Source organism: Campylobacter sp. IFREMER_LSEM_CL2101, assembly GCF_025771825.1.
Lineage (GTDB): Bacteria > Campylobacterota > Campylobacteria > Campylobacterales > Campylobacteraceae > Campylobacter_D > Campylobacter_D lari_C.
The window spans coordinates 1-13012 of sequence record NZ_JAKMQZ010000007.1; the positions used below are offsets into that span (position 1 = coordinate 1).

Consider the following 13012-nt stretch of genomic DNA (forward strand, 5'->3'; position numbering starts at 1 on the left):
GTGATTTAGCTTTTGTTTTTTGGGTGGTTGGATAATTTGACTTGGTTGATTTATGTTTTTATTTCTATATCTTTAGTAATTTAATTGGCTTGACTGTTTTAATTTTTCAATTTTAAATTGCTTATAGTAAATTTGTTTTTTAGGTTTTTAGTGGTTTTTATATTTTTAGTTTGTGATGGATTTTTGGGTGGGGTAGTAGCTGGGCTAGTAGTAATATTTTAATTTGGTGTTTGAATCAATTGTGGATGATATGTTTTAGTTGTTTATATTAGATAAGGTATTAATTGATAAAAAATATGAATTAGTTTGTAAGGGATTTTTATAAGGGTTTTACTAGATTATAATATAATGTTAAGATGATATTGAGTAGATTGGAAAATTTTTTAAGAGATAATAACATATTTTTAAGTGGTGGTGCAGGTGTTGGTAAGTCTTTTTTAACTATGGAACTTATAAAATCTTATAGAGTTCAAGGAAAAATTGTTATTGTATTGGGTTCTACTGCTCTTAGTGCTTTTAATATAGGTGGGGTTACTTTACATAGTTTTTTTGCTTTTAAAAGATGTCAAAATTATGATGAGTTGTATTATGAAGATAGAAAGCAAAAAGATAAACTAGAAAAATTAAAGAGAATTTTAAAACAATGTGATTTGTTGGTTATAGATGAAATTTCTATGGTAAGTGCTTCGTTGATGGAAATGATTTATTATAGATTATCAAGAAGTGGCTTTAATGGTAAAATTTTATTAGTTGGAGATTTTTTTCAACTTCCACCCGTGGTTAAGCATAAAGAAAATCAAATTCAAAGTACTTTATTTCAAAATACTTTATATGCTTTTTCTTCGCAAGCCTGGAATGATCTTAAATTTATTAATCTAAAACTTAGCGTTACAAAAAGAACTTTAGATAAGCAATTTTATGAATATTTGTTTTTTCTTAGAATGGGTGAAGTAAATAAAGAAATGCTAAATTTCTTTAAAAAAATGTTAATTAGTTCAAAAAATTTACTTGAATATATGGATGAATATACTCTATTATGTGCCACAAATAAAAAAACTAATTATATTAATACTGAAAAATTAAATCTTTTACAAGGTAAAGAAAGTATATTTAAAGCAAAAGCTGAAAAACTAGATTGTACCTTAGATGATAAAACCTACGAGCAGTGGATTAACGGACTTAATTCTTTGGGTGAGTTAAAATTAAAAATAGGCGCTAAGATTATTTTTTGTGTGAATAATAAAGAAGAAAATTATTATAATGGGGAGCAAGGTGTTGTTTTAGATTTTATAAAAGATAAAGAGCAAGAATATATTCTGATAGAAAAAAATAATGGTGAAAGATTGAAATTAAAACCATATGAATATACCTTAGAAGAGTATGAGCTAGATAAAGATGAAAAACTAGAAGTTAAGATAAAAGCTAAATTTGTTCAATTTCCTATAAAATTAGCTTATGCTATAACAATCCATAAATCTCAAGGTATGAGTATAGATAAATTAATATGTGATATTGATGGAATTTTTGAAAAAGGACAATTATATGTATGTTTATCAAGAGCCATTAATCCAAGTAATTTAAAAATCGTATATAATTATAAAATGCCTTTTGAGGATTATTTTTTAAAAATTTTAAAATTCGATAAAGAGGTAAAACAATTTTATTTACAAGAAAAGTTTGTAAATTTAGAATAAGATGAGGAATGATTATGAGATGGGCGGTAATTTTATTTTTTTCTTTTTGTAGTATTTATGCTAATTCTTTAAGTATAGAAGATTTTAGAACAGATTTGTATTCAAAGGTTGGAAATAACACTCTAAAAAAGATTGAAATGACTTTGGATTTTGAGGGAGAAAATTTAGATCAAAAAAAAATCATAGATGCTTTAAATACTATTGTATCTAGTTATTTTTATGAAGATTTATTCACAGAAGTGGGTAAAAACAACTTTAAAGAAACTTTGCTTAAATTTAGCAATAAAAAATACAAAACTCAAATAAAAAATATTTATATTCTAAAAATTAATTCAGTGAGTCAATTTGATATAGAAGAGTTGAAGCGTTTTGTAAAAGATTTAGAAAAAAAGGACGAAGATTTAAAAGAAACTGCTAAACAAGAAGAAATTCAAAATATTCTTAAAGTTACTAAAACTTCAGATCAAAATAATACCCAATCAAAAGATATAAATGTTACCCAAACAAGCAGTGTTAAAGATAGTAATATAAGTTTTAATCAAGATGTTAATGCAAGTAAAGAAGCTATGGATATGATTTTAAAAACTATGGAAAATACTCAAATGCAAATGTTAGCACCAAGCAAAGAACAAGATTTGTTTAAAGAGATACCATTTTGATTATTGGATTATATCAAAATGGCTTGGGATTTTTGGTATAAAAATATTTTCGTTAATATTTTGATCAAATTTTTGATTGTGAAAATAAATACTAACTAAATTTCCTAATTCATCTTTATAAGAAATACTACTAAGGCTATCATTTTCTAATTTGATATTATATGTGATATTTTCGTATTTTGCTTCATAATTTTCATGAGATATTAATTTTGCTTTTTTAAAAATTGCTTGAAGATTTGGTAAATTTTGCAATTGAGTATAAATGGCTTGTTCTAATTCAGGTTCTATGATAACAACTTCTTTGTTATTGATATAAATCTGTTTTTTATTTGGTTTAGTGTAATTCCAAAAAGCTTTATTTTGAGTAATGATAAAATTTCCTTTATAATTTAGCGAAGAATTGTTGCTTTGCACTTTTTGCTCAAAATCACTGCTAAAATTTTTAAAATTTATATCAAAAGCAAAAATATTACAAGCAAATATCATTAAAAATATAAAATATTTCATAATTATCCTTTAAAATTTAACAAATTATATAAAATTTATGCAAATAAAACTTTTATATAGTTCTAATTAAAATCAAGGTATAATCTAGCATATATTTTTGTAATTAAAGGTAAAAAAATGTTTTCTAGCGTATTTAAAGCAATATTTGGCACAAAAAACGATCGAGAAGTAAAAAAATATTTAAAGAGAGTTGCACAAATTAATGCTTTAGAGTCAAAATACCAAAATTTAAGCGATGATGAATTAAAACAAAATTTTATAGATTTTAAAACACAAATTCAAAAAGAAGAAAAAACTTTAGATCAAATATTAAATGATGTTTTTGCAATAGTTAGAGAAGTAGGAAAAAGAACGCTTAATATGCGTCATTTTGATGTGCAATTAATCGGTGGTATGGTTTTGCATGAGGGAAAAATCGCTGAAATGAAAACCGGGGAAGGTAAAACTTTGGTTGCAACTTTACCTGTTGTATTAAATGCTATGAGCGGTAAGGGCGTGCATGTGGTTACTGTAAATGATTATTTAGCCAAAAGAGATGCAGGGCAAATGAGTGCCATTTATAATTTTTTAGGTTTTAGTGTGGGGGTGATACTTTCAGAACAAAATAGCGATGAGGCGCATAAAAAAGCTTATGAGTGTGATATAACTTATGGTACAAATAATGAATTTGGCTTTGATTATTTGCGTGATAATATGAAATTTTCAAAACTTGAAAAAGTGCAAAGAGAACATAATTTTGTTATAGTTGATGAAGTAGATAGTATTTTAATAGATGAAGCAAGAACTCCACTTATTATAAGTGGGCCTACAAATAGAACTTTAGATGGTTATATTAAAGCAAATGAAGTAGCAAAACAAATGCAAAAAGGCCAAGCAGCTGCTACTCCTCAAGAATTACCAAGTGGTGATTTTGTTGTCGATGAGAAAAATAGAACTATCATGATTACAGAGGCTGGAATTTCTAAGGCTGAAAAATTATTTGGAGTAGAAAATTTATATAGTTTAGATAATGCAATATTAGCCCATCAACTTGATCAGGCCTTAAAAGCACATAATTTATTTGAAAAAGATGTGCATTATGTATTAAGAGATAAAGAAGTTGTAATTGTTGATGAATTTACAGGAAGGCTAAGTGAAGGAAGACGCTTTAGTGATGGCTTGCACCAAGCATTAGAGGCTAAAGAAGGAGTAAAAATTCAAGAAGAGAGTCAAACTTTAGCAGATATTACTTTCCAAAATTATTTTAGAATGTATAAAAAATTAGCAGGTATGACAGGTACTGCACAAACTGAGGCAACAGAATTTTCTCAAATTTATAATTTAGACGTAGTGTCTATACCTACAAATATACCGGTTGCAAGAATAGATAAAGATGATTTGATTTATAAAACACAAGAAGAAAAATTTAAAGCAGTTATTGAAGAGATAAAAAAAGCAAACGCAAAAGGTCAACCGGTTTTAGTAGGGACTGCAAGTATTGAAAGAAGTGAAGTATTTCATAATATGCTTGTAAAAGAACGCATTCCTCATCATGTGCTTAACGCTAAAAATCACGAGCAAGAAGCTTTGATTATTCAAGATGCGGGTAAAAAAGGTGCAGTAACTATAGCTACTAATATGGCAGGTCGTGGCGTTGATATAAAAATAGATGATGAAATAAGAGCTTTAGGAGGGCTTTATATTATAGGAACTGAACGCCATGAAAGTAGAAGAATAGATAATCAACTTCGTGGTCGTGCAGGGCGTCAAGGTGATCCTGGTGTAAGTAGATTTTATTTAAGTTTAGAGGATAATCTTTTGAGAATTTTTGGCGGCGATCGCATTAAAAATATCATGGAAAGATTAGGTATAGAAGAAGGTGAGCATATAGAAAGTCGCATTGTTACAAGAGCTGTTGAAAATGCACAAAAAAAAGTTGAAAGCTTGCATTTTGAAAGTAGAAAACACTTGCTTGAATATGATGATGTGGCTAATGAACAAAGAAAGACTATTTATAATTATAGAAATGAATTGTTAGATGAAGAATTTGATTTGCAAGATAAAATTTTAAAAAATATTGCTGAATATAGCAATCATTTGGTAAGTCAAATTTATCTAAATGCAGAGCTTGAAGATGATGTTAAACATTTTGAAAGCTTAAAGCAAAAAGTAAGTTATGAGTGTAACCTTGAACTAAACGAAGCTGATTTTAAAGATTTAGGTGTGATTGAAGTAGAAAACAAATTAAGTGAAATTTTAGAAAAAGCTTATAAAGACAAAATGAGTATTATTGAAGATAAGGAAGCTAGAAGAATTGAAAGAATTTTATATCTTCAAATTTTAGATAATCTATGGAGAGAACATTTATACCAAATGGATATTTTAAAAACTGGTATAGGTTTAAGAAGTTATAATCAAAAAGATCCTTTGGTAGAATATAAAAAAGAAAGTTATAATCTTTTCATGGAGCTTGTTGAGCGTGTTAAATTTGATAGTTTGAAATTACTATTTAATGTAGTTTTTACTCAAAAAGAAGCACAAAATTTTGAAGAAAAAAGCCACGAGCAAAACGAGCAGTTTTTAGCTAGTACTACAGAAAGTGGTGTTGATGAAAATGGTGAAGCACAAATTACTAAAGTGCCTAGAAATTCACCTTGTCCTTGTGGTAGTGGTAAAAAATATAAAGAGTGCCATGGTAAAAGTGGTCCTAAAAAAGGTATTTTAGCTTAAGGTATGTAATGAATTTAGTTATAGTTGAAGATGATATAAATATGAGAAAATCACTCGAAATTGCTTTGAGTGAGTATGAAGAATTTACTATAAAATCTTATAAATCAGCAACTGAAGCTTTAAAGAAACTAAATGATGATGTTGATTTGATTATTACAGATATTAATATGCCAGGTATGGATGGTATTGAATTTGTGCAAGCTTGTGAGAATAAATATGATTTTATTATTATTACAGGTAATGCAACACTAAATCGTGCTATAGAGGCAGTAAGGCTTGGAGTAAAAGATTTTCTAGTAAAACCATTTGATATTAATACTTTAGTAACTGCGATAAAACGCGCAAAAATAATTCAAGAAAAGACTTCTAAAAAAACAAATAAAAAGACTGTCAAAAAAGATGAAAATCAAGATTTTTATGGCACTTCTAAGGCTTTGGAAAATTGTTTAAAATTAGCTACAAAAGCTGCTAAAACAGATGCAAGTGTGCTTTTTTTTGGAGAAAGTGGGGTAGGTAAAGAAGTTTTTGCAAATTTTGTGCATAAAAATTCAAAAAGAGCACAAAAGCCTTTTGTAGCAATTAATATGGCGGCAATTCCATCAAATTTGATAGAAAGTGAGCTTTTTGGTTTTGAAAAAGGTGCATTTACTGATGCTAATACTACTAAAATAGGATTATTTGAGCTTGCTAATGAAGGCACTTTATTTTTAGATGAAATAGGTGAAATGCCTTATGAAATTCAAGCAAAATTATTAAGAGCCTTGCAAGAAAAAGAAATTACAAGATTAGGAAGTACTAAAAGTATAAAGATTGATGTAAGAATTATCAGTGCAACTAATGCTCATATAGAAAAAAAGATTGCAGATAATGAGTTTAGACAAGATTTATATTATAGGCTTAATACTATTCCTATTAATATACCACCGCTAAGAGAGCGTCAAGAAGAAATTTTGCAAATTGCACAAAAGGTATTACTTGATACATGTAAAGAATATGATTTTAATGAAAAAACTTTAAGCCAAGAAGCGCAAGATGCTTTGCTAGCTTATGATTTTCCAGGTAATATTAGGGAATTGATTTCTATTATACAAAGAGCTTGTATTTTAAGTGAAAATGATGAGATTAGTGCTCAAGATTTATTCTTAGAAAGTAGAAAAAGTAAAGATATTAAAAATCTTGAAAAAGAATTGATTTTAGAAGCTTTAAAAAATTCACAAGATATTACAGAAGCAGCTAAGCTTATAGGGATGAGTGAGAAAATTTTTAGCGAAAAAATGAAAAAATACAATATTACTTAAAAAGGACGGACAATGAAAAAAATAGCTATTGTAGGTGTAACAGGAGCAGTTGGTGAAGAACTTTTAAATGTCTTAGACGAGCTTGATTTTCCAGTTGAAAGTATTTTACCATTAGCAAGTGCAAAAAGTGCAGGTAGTGAAGTAGAATTTAGAGGTAAAAGTTATAAAGTAAAAGAATTAACTCCAAGTGTTTTTAAAGAAAATCCTGTAGATATTGCTTTTTTTAGCGCTGGAGGAAATATAAGTGCTGAGTATGCAAAATACGCAGTAGAATGTGGTGCTGTAGTGATTGATAATACGAGCCATTTTAGAATGGATGAGAATGTTCCTTTAGTAGTTCCTGAATGTAATAGTGAGGATATTAAAGATTGGGAAAAAACAGGAATTATTGCTAATCCAAATTGTTCTACTATACAAATGGTACATGTTTTAAAACCACTTGATGATGTATTTAATCTAAAAAGAGTAGACGTAAGTACTTATCAAGCAGCAAGTGGTGCAGGTAAAGAAGGTATGGAAGAACTAGTTCAAGGAATGCAAAGTTTTTTTGCTTTTAAATTAGATGAATTTGAAGCAAAAACTTTTCCTTATACCTTAGCTTTAAATTTGATTCCTCAAATTGATGTTTTTAGCGACAATGGCTACACCAAAGAAGAATTAAAAATGGTGAATGAAACGCAAAAAATATTGCATAAAAAACTTGAAATTTCAGCCACTTGCGTAAGAGTCCCTGTGCTTAGAAGTCATAGTGAAGCCATTACTATGCATTTTGAAAAAGATGTTGATATTGCTAAAGTTAGAGAGATACTTTCTAAAGCACCAAGTGTTGTTGTGATTGATGATGTAGAAAATAAAAAATACCCTATGCCACTTTTTACAAGTGATACTAACGAAACTTATGTAGGAAGAATTAGACGTGATATTAATCACAAAAACATTTTGCACTTATGGTGTGTGGCTGATCAAATTCGTGTAGGAGCTGCTACAAATGCAGTGCGTATCGCACAAAAATGGCTAGAATTGGTTTAAAAAGGAGAAAAATGCTAGAAAGATTTTTTGAAAATTTATTAGTTAAGAGTCGTTTGGTTACTATTTTACCTGTAATTTTTGGTTTAATAGGAGCTTTTGTTTTATTTTTTATCGCAAGTTATGATGTGATTAAAGTTTTAAAATATGTATTTGAGTATTTTATGTTGCCAAATTCTACGGTAGATTTGCATGAAGACATTGTTGGTTTGATCATAGGGGCTGTAGATTTATATTTAATGGCTTTGGTTTTATTTATTTTTTCCTTTGGAATTTATGAGCTTTTTATTAGCGAAATAGAAGATTTTAAACAAACAAAGCAATCAAAAGTTTTAGAAGTGCATAGTTTGGATCAGCTAAAAGATAAACTTGCAAAAGTAATCATCATGGTTTTAGTTGTAAATTTTTTCCAAAGAATTTTACAAATGCAACTTAATACAGTTTTGGATATGACTTATTTGGCAGGTTCTATTTTGGCTCTTTGTGTGGGGCTTTATTTCTTGCATAAAAGTGATCATTAATAAGGAATAAAAATGATTTTTATTGATGCGTGTTTTAAAAAATCAACCCCTTATACTCCAGTTTGGATGATGCGTCAAGCAGGAAGGTATTTACCTGAATACATGGAAGTTAGAGCAAGCGCTGGGGACTTTTTATCACTTTGTAAGGACTATAAAAAAGCAAGTGAAGTTACTTTGCAACCTGTGGATATTTTGGGTGTTGATGCAGCTATTATTTTTTCAGATATTTTGGTGGTGCCTTTAGAAATGGGTATGGACTTAAAATTTGAAAAAGGCGAAGGGCCGGTATTTTCAAATCCCATTAAAACCAAGGAAGATTTGGAAAGATTAGATGTTGAAAAAAGTGTTAAAAATCTTTCTTATGTTTATGATGCACTAGCGCTTACTAGAGAAAAACTTGTGCATGATAAAGCTTTGATTGGTTTTTGTGGAAGTCCTTGGACTATTGCTACTTATATGATAGAGGGTGGTGGTAGTAAAAATTATGCAAAATGTAAAAAATTAGTTTACCAAAATCCTGAATTTTTACATCAAATTTTATCTAAACTTACTTTGGCTTTAAAGTATTATATCCAAGAGCAAATTAAAGCAGGTGCTAATGCTATACAGATATTTGATAGTTGGGCAAGTGCTTTAGAAAAAGAAATGTTTTTTGAGTTTTCTTTTAAATATATGCTTGAAATTGCTGATTTTATTAAAGAAAAATATCCACATATTCCTGTGATTTTATTTCCTAAAGGTGTTAGTGGATTTTTAGATGATATAAGTGGAAATTTTGATGTTTTTGGTGTAGATTGGAGTACGCCTTTAGAATTAGCAAAAGAAAAACTAAGCGCTAAATATACTTTACAGGGTAATATGGAGCCTTGTAGATTGTATGATAAAAAAGCTATTGAACAAGGTGTGGATAAAATTTTAAATATCATGCAAGATAGTGCACATATTTTTAACCTAGGACATGGTATTTTGCCTGACATTCCTGTTGAAAATGCTAAATATTTTATCAAGCTAGTTCAAGAGAAATCTAAAAAGTGAATAAAATTACCTTTGGCCCCATAAGCTCAAGAAGATTTGGGCTTTCTTTAGGGGTTGATTTAAGTCCAAATCAAAAGCAATGTAATTTTGATTGTGTGTATTGTGAGTTGCAAGCTGCAAAACCCGTGGAAAAATCTTTAGTATATCCAAAAATTCAAGATATCTTAGAACAGGTAAAACAAGCTTTATCTAGTAATGTGAAATTTGAATTTCTGACATTAACTGCAAATGGTGAACCTAGTTTATATCCCCATTTAAAAGAATTAGTTTGTGAGTTAAATAAAATAAAACAAGATAAAAAACTCTTGATCCTAAGCAATGGGAGTGGAGTTTTAAATTCGGATATTTTTGATGCTTTAATGGATATTGATGTGGTTAAATTTAGTCTTGATAGTGCTAAAGAAAAAACATTTTATAGGATAGATAGGGCTTTAAAACAAATTAAGCTTGAAATAATGATTGAAAAAATGATAATTTTTAGGAAAAAATTTCTAGGTGAGCTTATCATGGAAGTATTGATTGTACAAGGCTTAAATGATAGTAAAGAAGAAATGTTAGCTTTAAATGAAGTATTTGATAAAATAAAGCCATCAAGAGTAGATTTTAGCACCATTGATAGACCTCCAGCTTATCCTGTTAAAGGTATATCTTTGGAAAAATTAGAAGAATTAAGTATGTATATTACTAGTGTGCCTGTTGTGCTTGCTAAGCATTATTATAAAGGCGAAAAGATTGATTTTAATACTCAAGAGCTTTTGAAGATGTTACAGCTTAGAGCGCAAAGTGAATTTGATATAGAAAATAAATTTAGTCAATATAGCAAAGAGGTATTGGAAAAATTAATTAAAGAGCAAAAAGTCGTTGTAAAAAATTTAGCAGGAGTAAATTTTTATAAAAAAATATAATTTTTTGCAAAAAACTCTTGACAAAAGTTGTTTTTTCTTATATAATACCATTTCTTATTTATTGATGTTCCGGATTAGCTCAGCGGTAGAGTAGTCGGCTGTTAACCGATTGGTCGTAGGTTCGAATCCTACATCCGGAGCCACTTCATAAAATTATTCCCATATATTATAGTGTATTAACAAGTTAATTTATAATTTATTTTTGTATATATTTTTTAAGAATTAATTAGTATTTTCTTGTTTTATGAAAATACTAATTTTTAATATCAAAAGTAAAGAATTTGCTTTCAAAATTATTACCTACTTTTTCATATTGAAACATAGCAGGTTCTAGGTTTTGCACTTCATGGTATAAAAGTCCCAAAGCAAGCCTTGCTTCTAAGGTTTCTTCGTTTTCCAATCTTGCTAGTTCAAGTAAGGCTATAGCTGAATTTGGATTGTTTGAGCCTATTGCTGCAACTGCAGCTAAAAATAAAGTTTGCGCATCTTTGATTTTATAATCATCTATTAAAATATTGTAAAGCGTGTATGCTTCTTGGTATTCTTTTGCAAAAATATCAACATAAGCTAGAGCAAAAATCAGCCCGATGGAGTTTTTATTGCTCATGGCAAGTCTTTTCTTAATATCGTTTCTAACATGATTAAGCAAGCCTGTTATTTGCATAAGTGTTACATAACTATCTTTAACTATTCCAGCTCCACCAAATAAAGAATTATAATCAAGTTTGGTAGTTAAAAAATACATTTGTGCTTGTTTGGCATACTCTTTAATATCAAGATTTGTATTTTTAGAATTAAAATATAAAATATTGCTAATAATATCTTCATTTAATAGATCTTTTAATTCCTTAATTTTTTGATTTCTTAAAGTTTCAAGATTATTGCCATTAGCGGCTATAATAGCAAACATTAGCTCTAAAGGTGTATTGTTTGTGTTTGAAAGATTATCTAAATAAGGGATCATGGCGGTAAAATCATTTTTGGCTAAATGCAATAGGTATTTAAATATATTATGATTTTGATCTATAGTGTTGTCTGCTTGGAGATTTTCTAAAAGCTCATTAGCTAGTTTAGTATAATCTTTTTTTACTAAATCCATACAATATATAGCAAAAATCCCTGCGATATAATTTTTGGGATTTAAATGATATGCGGTTGAAAAATGCTTATAGGCATTGTTATAATCTTGTAATTGTGCATAAGTTAGCGCAAGATTATAATGAATTACATCATGAGCATGATAAATTTCACTTAAATTTTTAAATTCTTGATTTGCTTCTCTTAAATGAAAATTAAAAGCTAAATCAATAGCATGAGATAATTCTATATTAACCCCTGATAAAGCCTTACTTTTAACAAGAAGTTCATTTTCGTATTCATAACCTTGTATAAAATTACCCAAATCAGCCTTTGTGATAAGCTCCATACTTTGCTTAACATCAAAAACACGATAAGGCGAGAAGTAAAACAGCAAATCATAAATTTGTTGTTTTCCGGTAATCAATCTTTTGGCAAAATGCTGTTGGGCTATGTCGATATTTGAAAAATTTCTTTTTAATCTAGTTTTTATATTATAATATTTTGAACCTATATTTCTATCTTTTATATATAAAGCTTTTAAAATTTGAGCTCCGCTTTCAAATTGCCCTGTTTTTAATTCTACTAAAGCTAGAGCAACTTTACTTCTTGCTTCATGATTTTCTATTTTTGAAGCTTTTTCAAGATATTCTTTAGCTTTTTGATATTCACCTGATTTTGCATATAATAAGCCCAAGGGCAAACTTGCTTCATAATCTTCTTGTTTTTGTAAAAATTCAATAGCATTTTTTTCTGATTTTAATAATGCATAAATTTTTGCTCCAAGGTAGTAAGATTCACTTTGGTATCCATTAATATTATTTGAACGCATAAACATCTGTAAAGCTTCAGGATAAAATCCTTGATAATAATTAATTAAGCCTAGGTAATAATCATACAAAGATGATTTAGAATCTTGTGGTAAATGTACTTTTGCTAAGTCAAGATAATAATTAAATTTTTCTTTATTACCAAGATTAAAATAGCATACAGCTATATTGATGGCCGCAGCTACTTTATGTTCTTCTAATTCTAGCGATTGTTTAAAATTTTCAATGGCACTAGCATAGTCTTTTTGTTTCATTTGAGCTACGCCAAGATTATAGCTAGATAAGGATTGATTGAAAATATTAATATTATTATAAAGTTCCAAAGCGCTTTCTACATCACCTTTTTCGTATAATAAATTTGCTTTTTGCACTACAAGATCTAATGCTGATTGTTTTACTTTAGTGATGCTTGTGCTAGTATTATCATCTAAGATTTGAGTATTTAAAGCGGATTTTTTATCTTCTTTGAAGACTATGAGTAAAATTAAAACTATAAGCAGTATTAGAGCAAGACCTCCAAGCGCAGAAATTAAAATAATAAATTTTTTATCAAAAAGCTTTTTTTTCTCTTCAGGTTGTGGTATTTGAGGTTCTTCTTCTACTCTTTGAAAGGTGCTTTCTTCCTCCTCTAATTCAGGAGGTATCATACCAGGAGGGATAGCTTGTTCTTCTACTCCTGGATTTTCATCTATCTCTGAAAAAGCTTTTTCTTGATTATCTTGTTCTTTAAGTGTTACTTCTTCGGCCATGT

Annotated in this window: 10 protein-coding genes and 1 tRNA gene; 9 read left to right on the plus strand and 2 right to left on the minus strand. The window is 28.5% G+C overall.

Going from position 1 to position 13012, the window contains the following annotated elements:
• Positions 1–359 precede the first annotated feature (359 nt).
• Both L8V88_RS05370 and L8V88_RS05375 read left to right on the plus strand, forming a co-directional pair.
• Entirely contained in the window at positions 360–1694 is a 1335-nt protein-coding gene (locus L8V88_RS05370; RefSeq protein ID WP_318529683.1) for an ATP-dependent DNA helicase, read from the plus strand.
• Between the two features lie 14 nt (positions 1695–1708).
• Positions 1709–2353, plus strand: coding sequence for a flagellar basal body-associated FliL family protein (locus tag L8V88_RS05375; protein ID WP_263727166.1), 645 nt, complete (start codon positions 1709–1711; stop codon positions 2351–2353).
• Here the strand turns inward: L8V88_RS05375 and lolA are convergent, their stop codons facing one another.
• Positions 2354–2860, minus strand: coding sequence for a LolA-like outer membrane lipoprotein chaperone (gene lolA / locus L8V88_RS05380; protein WP_263727167.1), 507 nt, complete (start codon positions 2858–2860; stop codon positions 2354–2356).
• Between the two features lie 117 nt (positions 2861–2977).
• On the opposite strand from lolA, the gene secA reads away from it, so the two are divergent.
• The 7 genes from secA to L8V88_RS05415 all read left to right on the plus strand — a co-directional run bounded on the left by secA (position 2978) and on the right by L8V88_RS05415 (position 10497).
• On the plus strand, positions 2978–5569 hold the full coding sequence (secA, locus tag L8V88_RS05385; RefSeq protein WP_263727168.1) for a preprotein translocase subunit SecA: 2592 nt from the start codon (positions 2978–2980) through the stop codon (positions 5567–5569).
• 8 nt (positions 5570–5577) lie between these two features.
• Complete coding sequence (locus L8V88_RS05390) at positions 5578–6867, plus strand: sigma-54-dependent transcriptional regulator (protein ID WP_263723962.1); 1290 nt, start codon at positions 5578–5580, stop codon at positions 6865–6867.
• 12 nt (positions 6868–6879) lie between these two features.
• Positions 6880–7896 carry an aspartate-semialdehyde dehydrogenase gene (locus L8V88_RS05395; protein ID WP_263727169.1) on the plus strand — a complete coding sequence of 339 codons (1017 nt, stop codon included), beginning with the start codon at positions 6880–6882 and terminating at the stop codon, positions 7894–7896.
• Between the two features lie 11 nt (positions 7897–7907).
• Positions 7908–8414, plus strand: coding sequence for a YqhA family protein (locus L8V88_RS05400; protein ID WP_012661246.1), 507 nt, complete (start codon positions 7908–7910; stop codon positions 8412–8414).
• Positions 8415–8426: 12 nt separating this feature from the next.
• On the plus strand, positions 8427–9449 hold the full coding sequence (hemE, locus tag L8V88_RS05405) for a uroporphyrinogen decarboxylase (protein WP_263727170.1): 1023 nt from the start codon (positions 8427–8429) through the stop codon (positions 9447–9449).
• The gene (locus tag L8V88_RS05410) at positions 9446–10354 is read left to right on the plus strand and encodes a radical SAM protein (RefSeq protein WP_263727171.1); all 909 of its coding nucleotides are present in this window, start codon (positions 9446–9448) and stop codon (positions 10352–10354) included. The genes hemE and L8V88_RS05410 overlap by 4 nt, the downstream gene beginning before the upstream one ends.
• A 68-nt stretch (positions 10355–10422) precedes the next feature.
• A tRNA-Asn gene (locus tag L8V88_RS05415) sits at positions 10423–10497 on the plus strand.
• A 110-nt stretch (positions 10498–10607) separates the two neighbouring features.
• Here the strand turns inward: L8V88_RS05415 and L8V88_RS05420 are convergent.
• Entirely contained in the window at positions 10608–13010 is a 2403-nt protein-coding gene (locus L8V88_RS05420; protein ID WP_263727172.1) for a tetratricopeptide repeat protein, read from the minus strand.
• Positions 13011–13012: the final 2 nt, after the last annotated feature.